Source organism: Halococcus agarilyticus, from assembly GCF_000334895.1.
GTDB lineage: Archaea > Halobacteriota > Halobacteria > Halobacteriales > Halococcaceae > Halococcus > Halococcus agarilyticus.
The window spans coordinates 115,909-136,052 of sequence record NZ_BAFM01000003.1 but is presented as its reverse complement, the minus strand read 5'-3'; the positions used below and the strand labels follow the sequence as shown (position 1 = coordinate 136,052).

Annotated in this window: 20 protein-coding genes; 14 read left to right on the top strand and 6 right to left on the bottom strand. The window is 67.6% G+C overall.

What is annotated here, in order from left to right:
* The first annotated feature begins 184 nt into the window (after positions 1–184).
* From gcvT to nikR, 5 genes are all read left to right on the top strand, one after another.
* Positions 185–1,285: a glycine cleavage system aminomethyltransferase GcvT gene (gene gcvT / locus TX76_RS03660; protein ID WP_049899205.1), complete on the top strand. Its 1,101-nt coding sequence runs from the start codon at positions 185–187 to the stop codon at positions 1,283–1,285.
* Positions 1,282–1,665, top strand: coding sequence for a glycine cleavage system protein GcvH (gene gcvH, locus TX76_RS03655; RefSeq protein WP_049899203.1), 384 nt, complete (start codon positions 1,282–1,284; stop codon positions 1,663–1,665). The genes gcvT and gcvH overlap by 4 nt, the downstream gene beginning before the upstream one ends.
* A 146-nt stretch (positions 1,666–1,811) precedes the next feature.
* Complete coding sequence (gene gcvPA / locus TX76_RS03650; protein WP_049899201.1) at positions 1,812–3,170, top strand: aminomethyl-transferring glycine dehydrogenase subunit GcvPA; 1,359 nt, start codon at positions 1,812–1,814, stop codon at positions 3,168–3,170.
* On the top strand, positions 3,167–4,636 hold the full coding sequence (gene gcvPB / locus TX76_RS03645; RefSeq protein ID WP_049899199.1) for an aminomethyl-transferring glycine dehydrogenase subunit GcvPB: 1,470 nt from the start codon (positions 3,167–3,169) through the stop codon (positions 4,634–4,636). Before gcvPA ends, gcvPB begins: the two co-directional genes overlap by 4 nt.
* A 70-nt stretch (positions 4,637–4,706) precedes the next feature.
* A complete protein-coding gene (gene nikR / locus TX76_RS03640; protein WP_006076785.1) occupies positions 4,707–5,135 on the top strand; it encodes a nickel-responsive transcriptional regulator NikR in 429 nt (142 codons plus the stop codon).
* Between the two features lie 35 nt (positions 5,136–5,170).
* Here nikR and TX76_RS03635 read toward each other — a convergent pair whose 3' ends face one another.
* Positions 5,171–5,893, bottom strand: coding sequence for a sugar phosphate nucleotidyltransferase (locus TX76_RS03635; RefSeq protein ID WP_049899196.1), 723 nt, complete (start codon positions 5,891–5,893; stop codon positions 5,171–5,173).
* 108 nt (positions 5,894–6,001) lie between these two features.
* On the opposite strand from TX76_RS03635, the gene TX76_RS03630 reads away from it, so the two are divergent.
* The gene (locus TX76_RS03630) at positions 6,002–7,399 is read left to right on the top strand and encodes a hypothetical protein (RefSeq protein ID WP_049899194.1); all 1,398 of its coding nucleotides are present in this window, start codon (positions 6,002–6,004) and stop codon (positions 7,397–7,399) included.
* A gap of 31 nt (positions 7,400–7,430) precedes the next feature.
* Here TX76_RS03630 and TX76_RS03625 read toward each other — a convergent pair whose 3' ends face one another.
* Entirely contained in the window at positions 7,431–8,501 is a 1,071-nt protein-coding gene (locus TX76_RS03625) for a DUF7350 domain-containing protein (protein WP_049899192.1), read from the bottom strand.
* A 213-nt stretch (positions 8,502–8,714) separates the two neighbouring features.
* Between TX76_RS03625 and TX76_RS03620 the strand changes: the two genes are divergently transcribed.
* Both TX76_RS03620 and TX76_RS17955 read left to right on the top strand, forming a co-directional pair.
* On the top strand, positions 8,715–8,906 hold the full coding sequence (locus TX76_RS03620; protein ID WP_049899190.1) for a hypothetical protein: 192 nt from the start codon (positions 8,715–8,717) through the stop codon (positions 8,904–8,906).
* 433 nt (positions 8,907–9,339) lie between these two features.
* A complete protein-coding gene (locus tag TX76_RS17955; protein WP_195155989.1) occupies positions 9,340–9,480 on the top strand; it encodes a DUF7503 family protein in 141 nt (46 codons plus the stop codon).
* Here the strand turns inward: TX76_RS17955 and TX76_RS03610 are convergent.
* Entirely contained in the window at positions 9,477–11,579 is a 2,103-nt protein-coding gene (locus TX76_RS03610) for a hypothetical protein (RefSeq protein WP_049899186.1), read from the bottom strand. The two genes, TX76_RS17955 and TX76_RS03610, sit on opposite strands and share 4 nt — an antisense overlap.
* 237 nt (positions 11,580–11,816) lie before the next feature.
* Here TX76_RS03610 and TX76_RS03605 point away from each other — a divergent pair, with 237 nt between their 5' ends.
* Complete coding sequence (locus TX76_RS03605; RefSeq protein WP_049899184.1) at positions 11,817–13,724, top strand: hybrid sensor histidine kinase/response regulator; 1,908 nt, start codon at positions 11,817–11,819, stop codon at positions 13,722–13,724.
* A 254-nt stretch (positions 13,725–13,978) separates the two neighbouring features.
* Here TX76_RS03605 and TX76_RS17455 read toward each other — a convergent pair whose 3' ends face one another.
* Positions 13,979–14,176: a hypothetical protein gene (locus TX76_RS17455; protein ID WP_154018988.1), complete on the bottom strand. Its 198-nt coding sequence runs from the start codon at positions 14,174–14,176 to the stop codon at positions 13,979–13,981.
* Between TX76_RS17455 and TX76_RS03600 the strand changes: the two genes are divergently transcribed.
* The 4 genes from TX76_RS03600 to TX76_RS03585 all read left to right on the top strand — a co-directional run bounded on the left by TX76_RS03600 (position 14,175) and on the right by TX76_RS03585 (position 17,994).
* Positions 14,175–15,341, top strand: a complete 1,167-nt coding sequence (locus TX76_RS03600) for a thiolase domain-containing protein (RefSeq protein WP_079890738.1) — start codon at positions 14,175–14,177, stop codon at positions 15,339–15,341. The genes TX76_RS17455 and TX76_RS03600 overlap by 2 nt on opposite strands.
* Positions 15,338–15,712 carry a Zn-ribbon domain-containing OB-fold protein gene (locus tag TX76_RS03595; protein WP_049899182.1) on the top strand — a complete coding sequence of 125 codons (375 nt, stop codon included), beginning with the start codon at positions 15,338–15,340 and terminating at the stop codon, positions 15,710–15,712. The genes TX76_RS03600 and TX76_RS03595 overlap by 4 nt, the downstream gene beginning before the upstream one ends.
* Positions 15,713–15,851: 139 nt before the next feature.
* Positions 15,852–17,045 (top strand): MFS transporter, encoded by a 1,194-nt coding sequence (locus TX76_RS03590; protein ID WP_079890737.1) that lies wholly within the window; start codon positions 15,852–15,854, stop codon positions 17,043–17,045.
* 139 nt (positions 17,046–17,184) lie between these two features.
* Positions 17,185–17,994, top strand: a complete 810-nt coding sequence (locus TX76_RS03585) for an MOSC domain-containing protein (RefSeq protein ID WP_049899177.1) — start codon at positions 17,185–17,187, stop codon at positions 17,992–17,994.
* Between the two features lie 149 nt (positions 17,995–18,143).
* Here TX76_RS03585 and TX76_RS17950 read toward each other — a convergent pair whose 3' ends face one another.
* Together TX76_RS17950 and TX76_RS03580 are read right to left on the bottom strand one after the other, a co-directional pair.
* Complete coding sequence (locus tag TX76_RS17950) at positions 18,144–18,314, bottom strand: DUF7838 family putative zinc beta-ribbon protein (protein ID WP_195155988.1); 171 nt, start codon at positions 18,312–18,314, stop codon at positions 18,144–18,146.
* A 166-nt stretch (positions 18,315–18,480) separates the two neighbouring features.
* Positions 18,481–18,930 carry a DUF4870 domain-containing protein gene (locus TX76_RS03580; protein WP_049899175.1) on the bottom strand — a complete coding sequence of 150 codons (450 nt, stop codon included), beginning with the start codon at positions 18,928–18,930 and terminating at the stop codon, positions 18,481–18,483.
* A gap of 298 nt (positions 18,931–19,228) precedes the next feature.
* Here TX76_RS03580 and TX76_RS03575 point away from each other — a divergent pair, with 298 nt between their 5' ends.
* Positions 19,229–20,044: a helix-turn-helix transcriptional regulator gene (locus TX76_RS03575; protein WP_049899173.1), complete on the top strand. Its 816-nt coding sequence runs from the start codon at positions 19,229–19,231 to the stop codon at positions 20,042–20,044.
* Positions 20,045–20,144 lie beyond the last annotated feature (100 nt).

Genomic DNA, 20,144 nt, shown 5'->3' with positions numbered 1-20,144 from the left:
CGCAGCGCGCGCCAACCGTACCAACCACACAGCAACGGGCCACCACCACTCCGTCGTCACCGCAGGATCACCGCACGACCCGTGAGCCGTCCGGCGTTCGAGACGATCTCGACCGGGGTGTTGCGGGATACGGCTCTCGTTCGATACTACCAAACCATTAGGCTGCGGGGGACGAGACACCGGTATGGAACTTCGCAAACCGCCGCTGGCCACGATCCACGACGCTCACGGCGCGAAGACTACCGAGTTCGGCGGCTGGGAAATGCCCGTCGAGTTCGATTCGATTCGAACGGAGCACGAGAGCGTCCGCGAGTCAGTCGGCAAGTTCGACGTCTCGCACATGGGAGAGATCGAAGTCTCGGGCCCGGACGCCGCTGAACTCCTCGGACGTCTCACCACCAACGACGTGAGCGCGCTCGCACATGGAAGTGCGCAGTACGCGATGATCACCGACACCGAGGGCACGATCCTCGACGACACGGTGATCTACCGACTCCCCGAGACCCACGACGCCGACTTCCTGTTCGTCCCGAACGCGGGCCACGACGAGGAGATGGCCGAGCGGTGGGCGACCCACCGCGACGAGTGGGGGCTCGATGCGACGGTCGAAAACCGCACCGAAGCGTACGCGATGTTCGCGATCCAGGGCTCCGACGCGGTCGGCCTCGTCGCAAGCGCGGCCGACGACGCGGGCGAACCGCTCGCCGATCTGGGGCGGTTTGCGGCGACCGACGCCACCGTCGCCGATTCGGACTGCCTGGCGGCGCGAACAGGATATACCGGCGAGGACGGCCTCGAACTGATCGTCCCGTGGGGCGAGGCCGAAGCAGTCTGGGACGCCTTCGACTGTCAACCATGTGGGCTCGGCGCACGCGACACCCTCCGAATCGAGGCGGGCTTCCTGCTTTCGGGCCAGGACTTCCACCACGAGGAGAACCCTCGGAACCCCTTCGAGGCCGACGTCGGCTTCGCGGTCGATCTCGACACCGAGTTCGTCGGCCGCGACGCGCTCGCCCACGTCGCGGAGGCGGGCCCCGACGAGCGCTTCGTCGGGTTCGAACTCGAAACCCGTGGCGTGCCCCGCCACGGCTACGAGATCACCGATTCCAAGGGGACGACCATCGGCACGGTCACGAGCGGAACGATGAGTCCCACCCTCTCGACCCCGCTCGGGATGGGCTACGTTCCAACCGAGTACGCGGAGCCGGGAACCACGATCGCGGTCAGGGTGCGGGGGGAGCCGAAAGAGGCACGTACCCGGGCGCTCCCATTCCTCGAACGATGAGCTTCGAGATCCCCGACGAGTTGCGGTTCCTCGAGAGTCACGAGTGGACCCGTGCGGAAGACGGCACGGCCCGCGTGGGAATTTCCGACTTCGCTCAGGACGAGCTCGGCGACATCGTCTTCGTGGAGTTCCCCGAGGAGGGCGACGAGATCGTCCACGACGAGGAGTTCGGCGTGGTCGAATCCATCAAGGCTGTCTCCGATCTCTACTCGCCGGTTTCTGGCACCGTGACGGCGACCAACGACGCGCTGCTCGACGCGCCCGAGCTCGTCAACGACGACCCCTACGGCGAGGGGTGGATGCTCGAAGTCGATCTCGACGATCCCGACGAACTCGACGATCTCCTCGACGCCGACGCGTACCGCGACCAGATCGAGTGATCGGCTCGGCAGTCCAACGCCCACGAACGGTTTCGTCGCCAACGGAGCGAAACCAGCGCAGTCGAGCACGGTTCCGGTTCGAAACCGTGCAAACGACGGTCTGATATGCCATCCCCCGCAAGCCTTGCCAATGCCGTTCCAGTCCACTGGAGGGCGGTTCCGTGAGTAGCGACGAACACCCGCACGGCGGCCGCGGTAGCCCGTTCGCGCCGCATACGGCGGCCGAAACCACGGCGATGTTGGACGCGGTCGGCGTCGAGAGCGAGGACCACCTGTTCGACATCCCCGAGACGATCGAGTTCGACGGGAGCTTCGACATCGAACCCCGAAGCGAGCGTGCGATCCGCGAGGAGATCGCGACGATGCTCGATCGGAACCACGAGCTCGTGGAGTTCCTCGGTCGGGGCCACTACGACCACTACGTCCCCTCGGCGGTCGATCACCTCGCCGATCGCTCGGAGTTCCTGACCTCGTACACCCAGTACCAGCCCGAGGTCGCCCAGGGGTTCCTCCAGGCGTTGTTCGAGTACCAGTCGATGCTGGTCGAACTCACCGGCCTGGAGGTGGCGAACTGCTCGATGTACGACGCCGCGACCGCGCTCGGTGAGGCCGCGACGCTCGCGGTCCGGGTGCGCGCGACGAGCGGCGACCGCGTGCTGGTCCCCGAACACCTCCACGACGGCCGGCGTGCGGTGCTCGACAGCTACCTCGCTGGCACCGACGCCGGCGTCGACTCCTATCCGATGGACGACGGGATCGTCGACCGCGACGCGCTCGCCGAAACGGTCGACGAGGACTGCGTCATGATCTACGCCGAGAACCCCACTGTTCGCGGCACTATCGAAGAGCGTCTCGGGGAGATCGGCGAGCTTGCCGACGATCACGACGCACTGTTCTGTCTCGGCTCCGATCCAGTGGCGCTCTCGCTGCTCGAAGAACCAGCGAGCGTCGGTGCGGACGTCGTGGTCGGCGACGCCGCGCTCGGACTCGGTGCGGCCGACGGGATGGGACTCGGACTGTTCGCCACTCGTGAGGCGTTCCTCCGCCAGGTTCCCGGACGGCTGGTGGGGACGGGCGAGGACAGCGAGGGACGGCGGGCGTACACCCTCACGCTCCAGACCCGCGAACAACACATCCGGCGCGAGCGCGCGACCTCGAACATCTGCACCAACCAGGCGTGGGTCGCGCTCCGGGCCGCGATGCACGTCGCGTGGCTCGGTCCCGATGGCCTCGTCGATCTCGCGAAGGAGAGCGTCACGCGGGCGAGCGAGGTCGCCGATCGGCTCGACACGATCGACGGCGTCACGGCCCCGGTCCACGACCGCCACCACTTCCGGGAAGTCGTCGCCCGGACCGATCGCGAGGCGTCGGCCCTGAAGGACGCTCTCGAAACCGAGGGATACGCGATCCACGCGATCGACGACCACCTCGTGCAGGTCTGTGTCACCGAGACGAACGCCGACTGCGTCGACGATCTCGTGGCGGCCGTGGAGGCCGTCGCATGAAGTTCGATCAAGCCCGCTGGACGCGCGAGACCCCCGAGGAAGGCGGCGAGGTCTACGAGCCGCTGCTCGCCGAGAAGAGTTCGCGAGCGGTCGAGACCGACGACGCGCCGCTGCCCGACGATCTCACACGGGATGGAATCGAACTCCCCGATCCCGCCGAGCCGGAGCTCGCGCGCCACTACACCCGACTGTCCCAGATGAACTACGGCGTCGAGAACGGTCCGTTCCCGCTCGGGAGCTGTACGATGAAGTACAACCCGGCGTTCACCGAGGACGTGGCGGCGCTTCCCGCAGCCGCCACCCACCCCGACCGATCGACCGACAGCGTCCAGGGCAACCTCGAACTCCGCCATCGACTCGCCGACTCCCTCGCGCGGATCGGCGGGATGGACGCAGTCACCCTCCAGCCGCCCGCCGGGGCCGCCGGGGAGTTCACGGGCATCCTGATCGCGAAGGCCTACCACGAGCAAAGGGGCAACGACCGCAACGAGATCATCATTCCTGAGAGTGCCCATGGAACGAACTTCGCGAGCGCGGCGCTTGCGGGTTACGGGGTGGTCTCGCTCCCGAGCGCCGACGACGGTCGGGTGGACGTCGACGCGCTCGAAGCCGCGGTGAGCGACGACACGGCGGCGCTGATGCTCACCAATCCCAACACGCTCGGACTGTTCGAGCGCGACATCGAGGCAATCGCCGACATCGTCCACGATTCCGGCGGATTGCTCTACTACGACGGCGCGAACCTCAACGCACTCCTCGGCCGTGCCCGGCCAGGAGACATGGGCTTCGACGTGATGCACTACAACGTCCACAAGACGTTCGCGACGCCCCACGGCGGCGGCGGCCCGGGTGCGGGTCCGGTCGGCGTGGTCGAAGAACTCGCGCCGTACCTCCCGACGCCTCAGGTCAGGGAGACCGATGCCGACGAACCTGACGACGGGGAGGCGGCGAGCGACGACGCGAGCTACGAGCGGTTCGAACCCGAGCACTCGATCGGCAAGGTCCACGGGTTCGCGGGCAACTGGCTCGTCCTCGTCAAGACTTACGCGTACATCGCGCGGCTCGGCAATCCTGGACTGAGGGACACGAGCGCGAAGGCCGTGCTGAACGCGAACTACCTCGCCAGCCAGATCGACTACGACATCCCCTTCGAGCCGTTCCACCACGAGTTCGTCGCGAGCGCCGACCGCGACGCGGCCGACGTCGCGAAGCGAATGCTCGACTACGGGGTGCATCCGCCGACCACGAAGTGGCCCGAGATCGTCGACGAGGCGCTGATGACCGAACCCACCGAGGCCGAGAGCCGTGCCGCACTCGACCACCTCGCGCGGGCGTTCGACCGGGCCGCGGCCGACGACGACGAAGCCCTCGAAACCGCCCCGGAACGAACGGCGGCGCGCCGGATCGATCAGGCGGACGCCGCCCGGAACCCCCGACTATCGTGGCACGCGCTCGACGACGAGTAGTTCACAACCGAACGGGCTCACCTCCGGCTCGTTGCTAACCTTTAGTATCGATCCGGTCGTGGGTTCACACATGACCGTCGTCAGCGTCTCGATGCCCGAGGAACTCCTCGATCGGATCGACGAGTTCAGCGACGAGCACGGCTACACCGGCCGGAGCGAGGTGGTGCGCGACGCCGCGCGCGAACTCCTCGGCGAGTTCGAGGACGCGCGGCTCGAAGACCGCGATCTCATGGCGGTCGTCACAGTACTGTTCGACTACGAGACCACGAGCGTCGAGGAGCGGATGATGGGACTCCGCCACGAACACGAGGACCTCGTCGCGGCGAACTTCCACAGCCACGTCGGCAGCCACTACTGCATGGAGCTGTTCATCCTCGACGGCTCGCTCGAAACCATCTCGGCGTTCGTCGGCAAGATCCGCGCGACCAGAGACACCCTCAGCGTGGACTACTCGGTGATGCCGGTCGACGACTTCACCGCGGCGGCCATCGAGGACTGAGTCCGTCGGCCGGCTCGCTCGACGGTCACGTCCGGTTATTCCCTTTCCTCGCGCACCAGACGATCCGCCCGCCGGAGTTCCGCGGGCGTGTTCACGTTGACCAGCCAGCCCTCACACCGGACGGCAGCGAGGGTCGCGCCCTCGGCGATCCGGAGCCGGATGGCGTCGCTCATCTCGTACTCGCCGCGCGGCGAGCGCTCGACGCGGCGACACGCGTCGAACAGTTCCGGCGTCGCCGTCTGGACGCTCGCGGCCACGAGGCTCGGGTCGTGCGGGTTCTCGGGCTTCTGTTCCTGCGCGACGATCTCGTCGCGCTCGCTCAGAACGCAGACCATCTTCTCGCGCGCCGCCTCGGCCGAAACTTCCTCGACGAGCACGGTCCCATCGATCCCAGGGTCGCGCTGGCGGTCGACCAGCGGTTGGAGATCACACCACACGACGCCGTCGCCGTCCATCACCACGAACGGCTCCTCGACGTGTTCCTCGGCGGTCAGGAGCGCGTGGGCCATCCCCTCACGCTCGTGCTGGCGGGTGTAGGTGATCGGGACGCCCGCGAACGACTCGCCGTAGCGCGCGACGATTCGTTCGCCCTCGTAGCCGATCACCACGACCAGTTCCTCGATTCCGAGATCGACCAGCGCCTCGAAACAGTGACTCAGGATCGGCTTCCCGCCGACGTCGAGCAGACCTTTCGGCGTCTCGTCCGTGAGGGGCCGGAGTCGCGTCCCCTCGCCGGCAGCGAGCACGACGGCCTTCATGCACGCGCGTCGCTCGCCGTCGACAAATCCGTTTGGCCTGGTGTGACCGAGTGACGCACCGGCTCGGGGTCGTCAGGTACATTGGCTCGTGGCGGCTACTTCGGACAGATGGCCCGACTCGGGAACCTCGGCCGTCGCCTCGCGATTCACGGGGCGTCCGCACTCGTCGTTTCGGTCGGCGCGCTCTGCGTGGTCGAGGTCGTCGCGGCCAGCAACGCCGCCGTGGGTCTCAGCAGCGGGGCGCGCGAGTCGGTCAGCGTCCCGCGGTGGCTCTACCTCCTGACCGGCGGTGCGGTCGTCGGGGTATCCGGCCTTCTCGCGAGCGTCGTTACCGACCGGACGTTCATCCACGCGATCCACGCGTGGCATCGCGTTGTTCCGACGCGCGATTCGTTCCGGCTCTGGACTGTTCGGCTCGGCCGCGTCGTGGGGGTCGTGCTCCTCGCCCTCGTGATCTACCTCGGGTTCACCGGCCCGCAGATCCCGACGGTGAGCTTCGCGGTCGTCGTGGTCTTCGCGGGCGTGCGGGCCGGCCTCACGATGGCCGCGTACCTCGTCGGGAACCCGTGGCCGGTACTGAACCCGTGGCGGACGCTCGTCGAGGTGGTTCCCGTCGACCGGCTCCACGCGTATCCCGAGCGGTGGGGCGTCTGGCCCGCGACGGCAGGGCTGCTCGCGGCGGTGTTCGTCGAGACGGCTGCCCCGGTCGCGACAGTACCCCGAGTTCTCGCGGTCGCGGTCGCCGGCTACACCATCTACACGCTTTTGGGCGGGATCGTCTTCGGGGCCGACGCCTGGTTTCGGCACGGGGATCCGCTCGCGGTCGCCTTCCGGTTTTACGGACGGGTCGCGCCGCTCCGGCGAACCGACGACGGGTTGGCGTTCTCGCTCCCGGGATCGGCGCTCGCCGCGGTCGAGGACGTCGACACCGCGGACGTCGCCTTCGCGGTCGCGCTGATCTGGGAGCTCACCTTCAGCGGATTCGTCACGACCCGACCCGGGACCGCGTTCGTCGACGCGCTCGCCGGCGTCGTTCCCCGCGTGCTCGTCCTGTTCGGGCTGTTCGTCTCCGGGTACGCGCTCTTTTTGGGGGCGTACTGGGTCGCGGCACGGCGTTCGCGGCACTCCGCGGAGACGTACCGCAGTGCCCGCGAGATCGGGACGTGGATGGCACCGCCGCTGCTCGCCATCGCGGCAGGCTATCACCTCGCACACTACTTCTGGCTGTTCGTCTCGAACGTCCCGATGCTCGTCGAGAGCCTCGCGAGTCCGTTCTCGCCGCCGGCGAACCCGCTGGTGCTCGCGGTGCCGGGCTTCGCGAACGGGCTCAACGTCGCGTTCGTCCTCGTCGGCCACCTGCTTGCGGTCTGGATCGCTCACGCACGCGCGTACGAGCTGTTCCCGAGCCGACTCCAGGCCATCCGGAGCCAGTACCCGTTCGTCGCCGTGATGATCGGGTACACGGTGGTGAGCCTCTGGCTGCTCTCGCTGCCCACAGCCACGTGAGGAGTCACCCACCGAGCGACCCGATCGCGACTCACGCGATCGTGTCGGGAACCGAGAGCTCCATCGGCTCCATCTCCAGAAAGGCCGTCTCGTAGCCGTCGTGGCGGGCGACCTGCGGCGGCGTTTCGACCGACAGCCCCAGCGTATCGCCCGGCCGGACGTCCTCGAACGGGGCCGCGTAGTGATAGCCGAACTGTGGATCGAGCGTCCGGGTGAGGGGGTCCTCACCGACGCTCCGTCCGTTCCGCTCGACGGTGGCCGAGAGCGCCATCAGCGGGAGGACGATCCGGTTGTACGGCGTCCGGGGGAACGCGGCGATCCGGGTCGCGCCCGAGTCGTCGGGGATCGCCCGCACGGGGAACACCGCGTCGCCGCTGGTCGCCCGTCCGATCGGTACGCCTGGCAACCGCGCCACCGGTGGCGCGCGCCCGACCGGGAGTCCCATCTCCATCGGCTCGATCGCGCCGCGACTGCCGGCTTTCTCGTCCAGCCGCCGGATCTCGATGTCGTAGAGTTCCTCCGAACTGAACGCGAACGCGAACGTCGCGGTGCGTGGTTCGTCGAACAGCTCCGCGAACCGGCCGGTCCGGTCCATCGCGGTGCCGCCGATCGAGATCGCCACGCGGTAGCTGCCGTCGCCGGGGAGCTCGAAGTTCGCACCGTTGTGATACCCCATCTGCTGGGAGAGCATCGGGTAGATGACCTCCTCGGCGACGAGTTCGCCGTCCTCGGTCGTGACCTCGGCCGAGAGGCCGGCATCGATCGGGACCACCGTATTCGATCGGGCGTCCCAGATCGAGGCCATCAGATGCACCGCGTCGTCGGAGCCGACCACGGTCTTTTCGAGCTGGCTCCCCGTGACCTGCCAGAACCGATGCGGGTAGGAGTAGGTGAGCGCGACGGTGTACGGCCCCGCGGTGGTCGTGCCGTACTTCGCCATCCCCTCGGTGACTGCCGGGTAGTAGACACCGTCGGGGCGGTCGTCCACCAGGGGCGGATCGCGCCACGCCGACTGGGTCCGGAGGCCGACCGCGTCGAGACAGCCCGCCGTGATCGCGGCCGCGCCACCCGCACACGCTCTGAGGACCGAGCGCCGCTTCATCGTCGATCGTTGGAACCGCTCGCCAATACCCTCTCTGGTCCGTTCGTCGAATCCGTGGGGCGCTATCGAGTCTCGGGGACCGTGCATCGGTCGAGAGTATTTTATCATCTTTGATGTATGACTGGATTTTCCGTCGATCGGGAAAAGATTCACGCGGTCGAGTCGCTGACGCGAGCAGTAATTTTATGTGCTATTCGCTCTATTATCCGTAAAATGAACGCCTGTCCCATGTGTGGCGAGGAGGTTTCCGAGGAGCGTCCCCGCTACCGGGTGATCCTCGAAATCGAGGACGAGACGCGCTCGACGAGCCAGTTCATGGGCGACGAGACGGGCGTCAAGCGGGTGTCCGTCGATCGGCAGCTCTGCGCCGACTGCTGGCAGGACCACCGCGAGAAACTGTCGTAACGCCGTCGCACTATCGCCCGAGTCCCGCGACCGCTGCTTTCTGAGCTTCGACGTCGTCCCCAGCTACGCGGCTCGATCGAGTGTTCCCGTCGTCGTACTGCACCGTGAGTTCCGCGTGCCGTTCGGCCGGCGCGCGGAGCGAACGCCCGTCGATGTCGATCGGCCGCGCAGTCGAGCTGGGGTGACCGATGGATCGATCGCGCGCCACTCCCCACCATCGCTGTCGTAATCCGTACTACTTCGATCGTATGTGGTAAGAACCAAGTTACGTCGTCCGGTCAACGGTGGCTTCAGCGCCTCTCTGTGGTGGATACGTGCCAGTTTCACGTTATACTGGGTCTTCTGCAGTTTAATTCACCGATAATATTTTTATCAATGATGTCGAATACGTTCGAAAATATTCATATCAGGTGCACCCGTTGGATGAACTGTGATGTCCGACGACAACATCGACGTCCGATCCGAGCTCAAGAACCACCCGAAACTGCTCAGCGCGCTGTTCGGACTGATGGTGCTGCTGTCTCAGGCAGCTCCCGTGGCCGCCGGCAATAACGCTGGGACCATCGGGCCTTAGCTAATCTCGTCAACGTCCAATTCAGTAGCCCACGACAGCCGTCCACTTGTCTTCACAGGCACGTTTTCGAGGGATAGGAATTCCTGTAGTTCATCGTAAGACAGATCGAAGGAAGGAAGACTACCAGGTGACAAATAATATTTGTCGTCCTCCATACATGGTATGACTAAACCACCAATTTCGCCTCGGGTGGATGGATATGTTTTCATTTCAACATAGAACGTATCGCCATTTCGTTCTATGTTCAAGAGGTTGGGGTAAGCGCCAGCTGGCTGCGCAATCGTCAGCCCGCCGTCGCCGACCACGAGGTACTCGTTGCCCATGATGCTCTCGCCGCGGGCGATGTTGAGGGCGGACTGGAGCGGGAAGCCGGCGTTGAGCAGGGCCGCGAGCGTCCGGCCCATCCGGACCGCCTCGCAGTTGAGCACGTCGGTGAGGGTGGCGATCCCGCCGATGGCACCGGCGTCGAGCAGCGCCATCCCCTGGCGGTAGGACTGGCAGGCGTTGAGCAGGAAGGCGTCCACCCCGACGGTGTCGAGCGTGTTCGCGTCGAGCTCGCCGTCGACACACTCGAACCCGCCCTCGTCCACGTGGCCGATGTAGTGGAGGAAGTCCGTCCGGGTCGAGAGCAGCCCTTCGAGTTCGGCGGTCGTGAGGTCGCGATGCAGCGAGACGTCGAACGGCAGCTCGTCGCGGTCGCCGTAGACGTCCTCGATCAGGTCGCGCTCCTCGGCCATCTCGGCGTCGTTGCAGACCACGGTGATGTCGATGTCGCCGTCGGCGGGCGTCCTGTCGAGGCGGTTCCGGTAGGCCTCGACCGAGGTCTTGCTCGCACCGAGGGGCAGCCCCTCGCCGACCCACGCCGCTTCGAGCGAGTCGGTCGCCTCGGGACTCACGAACTCGGTGTCGATCCCCGGGCCCACGCTCGAACCCGTGCTCCGCGTGGTGCTCGCACTCCGGGTGAACGCGTCCTCGCGCCCCGCGCTCGCGGCCTCCACCCCCCCGTCGAACGTCAGCGTGGTCGAGCGCGCGACCGACTCCGTGCTCGCACACCGGACGACCGCGAGATCGTCGACGAGGAAGGGCAGCGTCTCGACGCTCGTCGGCGCGGGCTCGACGTGGGAGGTGAGCTTCCACTCGGGAAGGTGGTCCTCGACGGCCGCGAACGGCACGTCGAGATACGCGTCGAGGCGTTCGGCGATCGGTCGATCGTAGAGTGCGGCGAGGTCGAGATCGATGTTCGCCTCGACCGCCTCACGCTCGTGGAGCGCCACGGGGTAGAGCCCCTCGGTCCGCGCGAGGCAGTCGAGGAAGAACGTCCCCTTCAGCGTGCGCTCGACGGTCCGCTCGAACCCACAGGGCCCGTCGAGCGAGTGGTCGAGCCCCCGATCCGTTCGCAGGCGGGGCTCGTCGCCGGGGCGGACGCGCGCCCCGAGATAGTACGCGAGCGGTGCGACCACGAAGATCGAGCGGCACTCGGGAGGCACTTCGATGGTCACGCCCGTGTCCGGCGGTTCGAGCCCCGCGAGGTCGAGTTCGTCGCCGAGTTCGACGGTCGGCGGGTGGCCCCGGAGGGTGGGGTAGGAGCGTTCGGGCGAGGTCGTCTTGAGCGCGGAGCCGAACGTCGAGATCGCGGCCATCATGTCCTCGGGATCGGTCGTGGTCGTGACCGTCGCGGCGGGACGCTCGTGGTGCGATCGTGCGCCCACCACCACCTCGGTGGCGTCGTCGAACTCGATCGTCATGCCCTCGACGTCGGCGGTCACCGTGACCGTGCTCTCGACCCGACAGTAGAGCTTGATCGGCGCGCTCAGTTCGATCGTGTACTCGCCGTGTGGCAGCTCCTCGTTGGCGAAGTGCTCGGCCTGGGCCACGATCGTTCCGGACTCGTCGCGGAGGTGAACCGAGACCACGCTCGGCAGCGAGAGCGCGGCGGTGTGGATCGAGACGGCGGCGTCGACTGGAAACCGGAATCGGTCGGTGTCCGCCACCGTCGGCGCGACCGCCTCCGGTGTCGTGAGCGCGTACCGGTGGCGCTCTATCGAGTCCACGACCGCGATGCCCGTGTCTCGCTCCACCGGTTCGAACGACGGGTTCACTCGCCGAACCCATCCCTGTGCGTTCGATCGTTCGACGTATCCACGGTACTATTGATTCACAGTATGGCCTGAAGTAAAAACCTATGGGTGACACAGCGCGTGTCTCGGCGGTTCTCCCGCCGGAACGAGAAGCGGTGCGCGGGAACCGAACCTCCCGCAGCGGTCGTCGACCGGAACCCGTCGAGCCGCGCTGTCGGCGGGGAACAATGATTATCCTTCGGCGACCAGTGCCCGAGCATGGGCGATCCGATCCGGGTGCTGCGTGTGGACGACGACGCGGCCGTTCTCGACTCCGTCGCGTCGTTTCTCGACCGGGACGGGTTCGACGTCGTGACCGAATCCACCACCCGCGACGCGCTCGACCGGCTCGACGGATCCATCGACTGCGTCGTCAGCGACCACGACCTGCCGGAGCGCGACGGACTCGAGTTCCTCGGTGCGGTCCGTGACGAGCATCCCGATCTCCCCTTCGTCCTCTTCGTTGGAGAGGACAGTGAGGCGACCGCCGGCGAGGCCATCTCCGCCGGCGTCACCGACTGTCTGCGGAAGGACACCGACGCCGACCAGCACGTGGTGCTCGCGAACCGGATCGAGAACGCGGTCGCGAGGCGACGGGCCGAGCGGGAGATGGATCGGGCGACGTCCCGCTACCGTCGCCTCGTCGAGGGGACCATCGTCGGCATCTACGTCGTCCGCAACGACCGCATCGAGTACGCGAACCCGAAGCTCGCCGGGATCTTCGGCTACGACCGCGACGAACTCGTCGGGCGATCCCCGCTCGCGATCGTCGCCGAGTCCGATCGCCAGCGTGTCGCGGACCGGATCGAAGCCCGCGAGTGCGGCGAGATCGACGAACTGCACTACACGTTCACCGGCGTTCGACGGGACGAAACGCACGTCGACATCGAGGCCCACGGCGGTCGGATCGATCTCGACGACGGTGCCGCAGTCATGGGGGTGCTCCGCGAAGTGGGTGATCGCCGTCGGCACGAGTACGCACTCCGGGCGCTCCACGACGCGACGGACGACCTCGTGCGTGCGCACGCCGCCGAAACGGTCGTCGAGCGTGCGGCCACCGCCGCCGAGGACGTCCTCGGGTTCCCGATAGCGGTGGTTCGGTTGTACGACGCGGACGACGACACGCTCGAGCCGGTGGCGGTGACCGACGCGGCCGGGGAAACGCTCGGCGAACGGCCCGTCTACGCGCGCGACGAGGGGCTCCCGTGGCGGGCGTTCGACGCGGGCGAGCCCGTGGTCGCGGACGGGAACCTCTCGAACTACGCCACGAGCGATCTTCCGCTCCGGAGCGCGCTGTACGTCCCGATCGACGACCACGGGACGCTGAGCATCGGTTCACCCGACGGTGTCGTCGAGGATTCGGACGTTCGGCTCGCCCAGGTGCTCGCGGCCAGCGTCGCGACGGCGCTCGACCGCGTCGCCAAGGAGACCGAACTCGAGCGCCAGAACGAGCGCCTGGAGGAGTTCGCGAGCGTCGTGAGCCACGACCTCCGGAACCCGCTCGGCCTCGCGCGAGGCCGGCTCGAACTCGCCCGCGCGGAGCAGCCCTCCGAACACCACGACGACATCGCGTGGGCGCTCTCCCGGATGGACTCGTTGATCGACGACCTGCTCGCGCTCGCGAGACAGGGCGCAGTCGTCGACGAGACCGTGCCCGTCTCGCTCACGTCGATCGCCGAGTCCGCGTGGCTGGAAGTCGACGACGGGACGGCCGAACTCGTCCTCGACGACCTCGGCGAGATCGAGGCCGATCCCGACCGGCTCCAGCGCCTGCTCGGCAACCTGTTCCGAAATGCCATGGAGCACGGCTCCACGTACCCTCCTTCGCCGGCTCAGGAGGACGCCATCGAGCACGGCTCCACGAGCAGCCGGCCGGCGGCCGGCGATGCGGATCCCGCGGTGACCGTTCGGGTGGAACGCCTCGCCGACGGCGGCTTCGCGGTCGCGGACGACGGGCCGGGCATCCCCGCCGACGACCGCGACCGCGTGTTCGAGAGCGGCTACACCACCGGTGAAGGCACGGGACTGGGGCTCGCCATCGTCAGAACTATCGCCGGAGCCCACGGGTGGACGATCTCGATCACCGAAAGCGACGCCGGCGGCGCACGGTTCGAAATCCACACCTGAGGCAAGGACGGACCGATCGCGTTCATACACCTGGTATCGATCACTATCGCGCCGATCCGAGCGGCTGTGGATCGTGATGTACGGACGACCCTCGCCTTATCATCCATGCACCCGTTCTTTGTCGTTTGTCCGTGACCTGTGCCGTAGGGAGAAGGGGAAACACGGGCGGCCCGACGAGCTCCTGCAGCCTCACCGTCCGTTGCGAGCCTCTGGCATCACTCGCGACCCTCCCCTGCTCCTCGTACTACACACGATCAGAACCCAAGCACGAAGTGGCTACGCGGGAGGACGAACCGCTCCGCCGTCGTGGTTCCCCGCCGGAAGGACGCTTCCTCGACGACGGTATCGCCGGTTCGTGATCCGTCAGCGACAGACAGTTCGACGCCCGAGCCGGCGAACGTGGCTGCCGACATCACAACCCTGATAGACAATGGTGTCGTACACCAGTTCATGGCACGAGCTTCCATCGTCGGTGCGGGAATGACGAAGTTCGGCGTTCACGAACGGCCGTTGCCGGACCTGTTCGCCGACGCCGCGTTCGACGCGTTCGACGATGCCGGGGTCGAGTCCCCCGAAATCGAGGCGCTCTACTTCGGCAACGCGATGGGCGGGATGACCGAGAACGACACCCACCTCGCGCCGACGCTCGCCTCGCACATCGGCTGTACGGGCGTCCCCGCCCAGCGCTTCGAGGACGCGTGTGCCACCTCGGCGACCGCGTTCAAACACGCGGTCGAGGCGGTCGAGTCCGGCCGCCACGACGTGGTGCTCGCCGGCGGTGTCGAGCGCTGCACGCCCGAAACCGGCCTCGGCACCGGCGCGATGACGAAGGTGTTCGTCAGCGCCGCCCACCGCCAGTACGAACAGCCCGCCGGTCTCACCTTCCCCGGCGTGTTCGCGCTGCTCACGAAACGCCACATGCACGAGTACGGTACTACCGAGGAACACCTCGCCGAGGTCGCGGTCAAGAACCACTACAACGGGACGCTCAACCCGCGCGCGCATTTCGGCCGCGAGACCTCCGTGGAGAAGGTGCTCGACTCGCCGATCGTCGCCGATCCGTTCCATCTGATGGACTGCTGTCCGTTTTCGGACGGTGCGTCGGCGGTCGTGGTCGCCAGCGAGGAGGCTGCCGAAAGCTTCGAGAACCCGGTCGACGTGGCGGGCGTCGGCCACGCGACCGACGTGGTGCCGCTCGCGGACAAGGTCGACCTGCCGGCGACCCAGGCCGCCCGGGATGCGGCGAGCCAGGCGTACGACCAGGCGGGAACGACCGCCGACGCGATCGACTTCGCGGAGATCCACGACTGCTTTACTGGAGCTGAAGTGATGGCGACCGAGGCGCTCGGCCTGTTCGAGGACGGCGGGGGCGGTCCGGCTGCCGCAGCGGGCCGGACCGCCCTGGATGGCGACGTGCCCGTGAACCCCTCCGGCGGGCTGAAGGCGAAGGGTCACCCCCTGGGCGCGACCGGCACGGCACAGCTGGTCGAACTCACCGAGCAGCTCCGCGGCGAGGCCGGCGAGCGCCAGCTCGACGACCCCGAGCGTGCGGTCGCACACAACCTGGGTGGCGATGCCGCGACCACCGTCGTCACGGTGATGGAGGCCCGGCGATGAGCGACGACGCCACGACCGATCGGCTCGATTACGTCGAGTGGGCCGACCGCCTCCGCGACGGCGATCTGGTCGGTCAGGAGTGCGCCGAGTGCGGCCACACGACCGCGGCCCCGAAGGCCGCGTGCGCACGGTGTGGCTCGCGGACGCTCGCCACCGTCACGCTCCCCACCGACGGGATCGTCCACTCGGAGACCACGGTCGCCGTCCCCCCCGAGGGGTTCGCGGGCGAGTACCAGGTCGCCGTCGTCCGGCTCGGCGACGCCAAGGTGCTGGGACGGATCGACGGCACGGTCGACATCGGCGATCGCGTCTCGTTCGCCGACGTCCTCGTCACGGACGACCACCCGGCCCCCGTGTTCGAGCCGGTCTGACGCCTGGCTCGCAACCACCGATCGCCCGACGACGCACCCTCCGTCGAACGCGGCGAACGAGCGGTTCGCCGGCGCAGCTCGACCGAGTTCGGGGCCGTTCCCAACGGATATGTTTCTGCCGACCGTAGCTGCAACCGGTGTGAACACCGATCGCGCGGTGCTGGCGACGATGATCTTCGCGGTGTTGTTCGGCCAGGTCGCGCTCTATCCCGGCGTGCCGGAGCTCGTGGCGGCGCTCGGCGCGCGGACGACGCTCGATGCAGCCACGTGGTTCCTCGCGGCCGAATACGCCGGTTTCGTGCTCTTCGCGGGCGTCTGGGGCGCGCTGAGTGACGCCACCGGCCGTCGGGTGCCCTTGATCGTCGCGGGCGCGCTCGGCGGTGTGGCGAGCTACGCGGCGCTGATCGGTCTCGCCGAAGTCGCGGGGATCGGGTTCGGCGCGATGCTCGTCCTCCGCTTCGTCGAGGGGAGCTTTACCATTGCAGCGTTCTCGCTCTCGATCACGATGTTGATGGATCTCGATGGGGGTCACGGCCGAAACATGGGCGCAGCGGGCATCGCCATCGGCACCGGGACGGCACTCGGAGCCCCCCTCGGCGGCCAGCTTTCGAGCGTTGGCCCGCTCGTGCCGATCGCCGTCGCCGCCGGCCTCCTCTGTGTCGTGGCGCTGCTGGCGACACGGGTGACCGACCGGGTTCCCGAGTCCCGGCGCGGCGGTATCGGGGCCGCGATCGCCGGTCTGGCCGACCGGCCCGCGCTCGGCCTCCCCTACGCCTTCGGCTTCGCCGACCGGTTCACGGCGGGCTTTTTCACGCTCGTCGGCACGCTCTACTTCCGCCAGGCGTTCGATCTCGACGCCGGCGCGGCGGGCCTCGTGCTCGGCCTGTTCTTCGCCCCGTTCGCGCTCGGCCAGTACCCGATGGGGCGGCTCTCGGATCGGATCGGACGGCTCCTCCCGGTCGTCGCGGGCTCGGTGCTCTATGGGGGTGCGATCCTCGCGGTCTATCTCGCGCCCACGATCGAGATCGCGGCCGCGACAATGATCCTGCTCGGGCTCGCGGGCGCGCTCGTCGCCCCCGCCACGATGGCGCTCGTCACCGACCTCGCCCCTGACGATCGAGGGATCGCGATGGGCGGGTTCAACGTCTTCGGCAGTCTCGGCTTCCTCGTGGGCACCGTCGGCGGCGGCGTGATCGCCGACACCGTCGGCTTCGGCGCGGCCTTTCTCGCCGCCGCCGCGCTCGAAGCCGGGATCGTTCTCGTCGCCCTCCCGTTGCTCGTCCGGCTCGATCTCCCCCGAGCGACGCTGTTCGGCGATCGGGAGTCGACCTGATCGGGGACGGGACGGACACGACGAAGGTCGCTACACCGCCGTGGTGGCGTCGGTGTCGCCGATCCTGACGAACCCGTCCATTCGTTCGTCCCAGATCGGAACGGGTAGGTGGCTGCCGAACGGACGTGGGGACGATCGAATGCCACGGCTCGCACGCATCGCGGTCTTCCCGATCAAGTCGCTCGATCCCGTCGAGCGCGACGCGGCGCGGATCGTCGCGAACGGGGGTCTCGAAGGCGACCGCGAGTACGCCATCGTCGACGGGGACGACCGCTACGTCAACGGCAAGCGGACGGCGGCCGTCCACCGGCTCCGCGCGTCGTTCGATTCTGATGGCACGGGTGTCACGCTCCGCCGAGAGAACGGGGACGATCCCCGAGCGTTCGATCTCGCAGCCGATCGCGAGTCGGTCGAGGCCTGGCTCGGCGACCACTTCGACCAGCCAGTCCGACTGCAACGGGAGCGAGCCGGCGGCCACCCCGACGACACGGCCCTCTCGGGACCCACGGTCATCAGCACGGGCACGCTCCGCGAGGTCGCGTCGTGGTTTCCCGACCTCGACGTCGAAGGGCTCCGGCTCCGATTCCGGGCGAACCTCGAAATCGACGGCGTGCCGCCGTTCTGGGAGGATCGGCTGGTCGCCGACCACGATCACTGCGTCGCGTTCCGGATCGGCGACGTGACGATCCGTGGCGTCAACCCCTGTCAGCGGTGTGTCGTGCCGACGCGCGATCCGCACACCAGCGACGTTCACGAGGCGTTCCAGCGTGTCTTCGTCGAGCGCCGCGAGGCGACCTTCCCCGAATGGGCCGATCCGGCTCGGTTCGGTCACTACTTCCGGCTGATGATCAACACACAGGTGCCCGAGCCGGAGTGGGGATCGACGATCGAAGTCGGCGACGATATCGAAATCCTTGGCGAGCGGCCGCTGGAGAGTTCCGGGACGTAAACTGGTGGTCGGCCGTATCACCACCCCAGGTCCGTTCCGATCTCGCCGCCGCCCTCGACGAGCTCGATACCGTTCTCCGCGAGTGCGTGTTCTCTACCTGGCAGCGGGAAAGCTGGCTTTTCGACCGTCCACGAAACGAGCCGCGAGCGCTACGCCGTCGCGGTGGAGTCGATGTCGTCGCCGATGGTGACGAAGCTGTACCCACACTCCGGACACCGCCACTTCACCTTCTCGCCGAGGCGAATCGTCGTGCTCGCGGCACGGTAGAACGTCCGGTCCTCGTCGCAGGTCGGACAGTCGTGGTCGCGTTCGAGGCTCATGCACGCGCTTTCGAGCCATCGACCCTCAATGTACTGGTTTCACGTTGGTCGGTCCACCGGTTTCGGTTCCTTCGGAATCGGTGGACGACGCCGTGTGTGTCGGCCCGTATGCTGAAAAGGGGTTTCTCGCGGATCGCCGATCAGATCACGCGCCGGTCGACGCTCGTTACGCCAGTCGGTCGGCGATCTTCGCGGCGATCGGGAGTCGCGGGGTCTCCTCCTGGTAGGTCTTGACCATCAGGTAGGCCCAGACGACGACCCCGCCGACCGCGACGACGAGCCAGACGAGACCGAGGAGCAGCGAGAACAGGCTCCCGACGAGGAACCCGCCGGTGCTCCCGCTGAACGTCGCCACCGAGACCACCGTCCCGAGGAACGTGAGGACGACGTACGCCGCGACGAGCACGCCCGAGAACGCCATGCTCTGGGCGGCGTGCCACCGCACGAACGGGTCCTCCCTCTCGATCAGGTAGAAGATCAGTCCCGAGACGAACCCGAACAGGTACGAGAGCGTTCCCGCGACGTTGCTGTCCAGCCCCGATCCACTTTCGGTCGTCTCCGCCGTCTTCGTTCCGGCTTCCGGTTCTACGTCGATGTCCTGTGTGCTGCTTGCCATTGGTTGCTCCACTATCAGTTGGTCGTTCGAACGAACGACTGCGTGCCGTTCGTCAACAGGTACCGAAAGGATCGACAGCCGGTTATAGTCACCGAGCGGGATCGTCCCACCGCGTGAGACCGTCGCAGATCGTGGGACGGCCGTCCGCGATGACCGGACTCGCGTTCCGATCGAACGCAGGAGTCCGTCGGTCGCGCCGGGGGACGCGCCGTTCGTGCTCGGCCCGACGAGGTCCTTCGGGAGGTGGGGCGACGGGGGATACGTTTAATATTGTCATGCCGAAACGTCCCAGGAAGGGATGGACACCGAGCGGCTCATCGAGATCGTCAGGCGGGCTCCGGTGCTCGACGCACTGCAGGCGGAGGGCGAGATGGATCGTCGGGAGCTGGAGGCGCGTCTCGGCGTGTCGAAATCCACCGTGCATCGGTTCACGCGGGCGCTCGGCGAGCACGGCCTCGTCGAACGCTCCGGCGGCGAGTTCGTGCTCACGCCGCTCGGCGAGGTGTGCGCCGAGGCGGTCGCCACGTTCGACGCCTCCATCGAGACGGCGTGGGAGCTCGCACCGATCCTGCGGGTCGCCGACGCGCACGGCGTGGGTCTCGACGTCGAGCTGTTCGCCGACGCGACCGTGACGACCGCCGCGCCGGGCGACCCGTATCGGCCGGTGAACCGGTTCATGTCGCTGGTGACCGAGACCACCACGCTGCGCGGGCTCGACCCCGCCTCGATCAACCCGCTCCACCTCGACGAGATCCACGAGCGCATCGTCGACGGGATGGTGACCGATGCCGTCTTCCCCCCGTCGGTCGTCGAGAACCTCCTCACCGCGAACCCCGACCGCGCGGCGGCGGCGTTCGCGAGCGGGAACCTCACGCTCCGGGTTCACGACGACCTGCCGTTCGGCCTCACGCTGTGTGACGACCGGATCGGCGTCGGGGTGTACGACGACGAAACCGGTCTCCTGCGGCTGTACGCCGACACCGCCGCCCCCGCCGCCTACGAGTGGGCCGAAACGGTTTATGCGGACTACCACGAGGAGGCTGTCGCGCTCGCGGAGCACGACGCCCTCTCCGGATTGGGGCCCGTCGAAGCGCTCGACGGCGAGCAGCAATAGTGGAGCTGGCAGCGCTCGCCCACGAGCGGTGAGTCGTCGCTCGATCACCCACGATCCCGGTGCGCGTCGAACCACAGTACTCAATTGGGTGTACGATGTG